Annotated in this window: 1 protein-coding gene; it reads left to right on the top strand. The window is 49.6% G+C overall.

Annotation, left to right across the window (positions count from 1 at the left end; all coding sequences use genetic code 11):
* The first annotated feature begins 342 nt into the window (after positions 1-342).
* Positions 343-1,623 carry an FAD-binding oxidoreductase gene (locus KDK13_RS09730; protein WP_257284784.1) on the top strand — a complete coding sequence of 427 codons (1,281 nt, stop codon included), beginning with the start codon at positions 343-345 and terminating at the stop codon, positions 1,621-1,623.
* Positions 1,624-1,639: the final 16 nt, after the last annotated feature.

Below are 1,639 nucleotides of genomic sequence, written 5' to 3'. Positions count from 1 at the left end.
GATCTATCTCAATATCATGTAAATGTTTCATTTCGGAATTCTTTTATTTATCGGTGTCTTTTGTTTGGATAGTTGAACCCGTGTAACTGATTCATTTTTTGGTGAATCTTACTGAATAAACGCTATCTGACGCTTTTGCGTTACTAAAAAAGTCTTTTTATATGGTCGGTTACTTATTGTCACTACCGGGTATCCACCTGATAATCCACGCCGCTTATGGTGATGATGAAAGCCATACTGCCATGACCAGAGACTGACGATGAATATGTAATGGTTGGTTTGCATCGCTCAGGGCCTCTGCATTATTGACTTTCAGTTTTTGAAAACAAGTGGGCAACTGGAATGAGCCAAACTGGCGAATATATTGATTCCTATTATCAGGTTACCGGGCATTCAATTCCGCTACAGCCGGTACTGAACGGCGATATTACTGCGGATGTCTGCATCATCGGTGGTGGTATGACCGGTTTTAATGCGGCCATTGAACTGCGCAAGCGTGGCTTTGATGTGGTGCTGCTGGAATCTGGCCGTATTTCCTGGGCTGCGTCCGGGCGCAATGGCGGGCAGTGTCTGGCAGGTTACTGTCTGGGGCTGCGAGAGGTGGATGAAACCTTTGGCCCGCAATGGGGCAAACAGCTGTGGGATCTTTCCTGCGAGTCGCTGGATATCGTTCGTGATCGTATCCGTGAGTTCAATATCGATTGTGATTTCCAGCAGAATTATATCGAATTAGCCATCAAGCCAAGTCAGGAAAAAGAGCTGAAGTCCTGGCTTGAGTTGAAACAGACCCGTTATGACTATCCCAGCGTCACCTGGTGGGACCGTGACAAAATTCGGGAAGTGGCCTCAACGGAGAAATACCTGGGAGGGCTGTTTGATACCAACAGCGGCCATATGCATCCTCTCAACTACACTTTGGGCCTGGCCCGCGCAGCGATCGACCTGGGCACTCATGTATACGAGCAGAGCAAGGCAATCAAACTGGTCAAAGGCAGCCCAAACCGGGTAATAACGGAGCAGGGCAGTGTGAAGGCGAAGCAGGTTCTCCTGGCCTGTAATGCTTACATTGATGGCCTTAACCGCAAGGCAGAAAGCAAAGTATTACCGGTGGCCTCGTATATTGCGGTTACCGAGCCTCTGGGAGATAGACAGCCCATTACCAATAAAATGGCCATGTCTGACTTGAATAACAGTCTTGACTATTTCCGTCCCACCGCCGATGGCCGCATTCTGTTTGGTGGCGTTAATCACCCATTCAATGGGGAATACAGTGACTCCAAAGAGCGCCTGCGTCAGCGGATGCTGAAGGTATTTCCACAGCTTGATGATGTGACAATGGAGTACCACTGGGGTGGCTTGTTTGCGGTGACCCGGGAATACATGCCGCATATTGAGCATCTGGGTAATGATATTTACACGGCACATGGCTATACGGGGCATGGTGTCGCGCTGACCAATATTGCCGGACGTGTGGTTGCTGAAGCGATGGCCGGCATGTCTGGGCGATTTGATGTGTTTTCCCGCATTCGCCACAAGTGGATACCAACCCCAAAAGTCCTTCGTGTGCCAGCACTGGCCATGGCCATCTGGAAGGCAGAGCTTGAGGATTCCCTGGGCGCCTGATCGAGTTATACGTCAG

Origin of the sequence: Endozoicomonas sp. SESOKO1, assembly GCF_024606265.1 — a bacterium.
Classification (GTDB): domain Bacteria; phylum Pseudomonadota; class Gammaproteobacteria; order Pseudomonadales; family Endozoicomonadaceae; genus Endozoicomonas.
Note: the sequence above shows the minus strand (reverse complement) of the source record. Positions and strands in the feature narration are given on the sequence as shown.

Coding starts and splice junctions, on each gene's coding strand:
- KDK13_RS09730 (WP_257284784.1), top strand. CDS start 343: ATGAGCCAAACTGGCGAATATATTGATTCCTATTATCAGGTTACCGGG.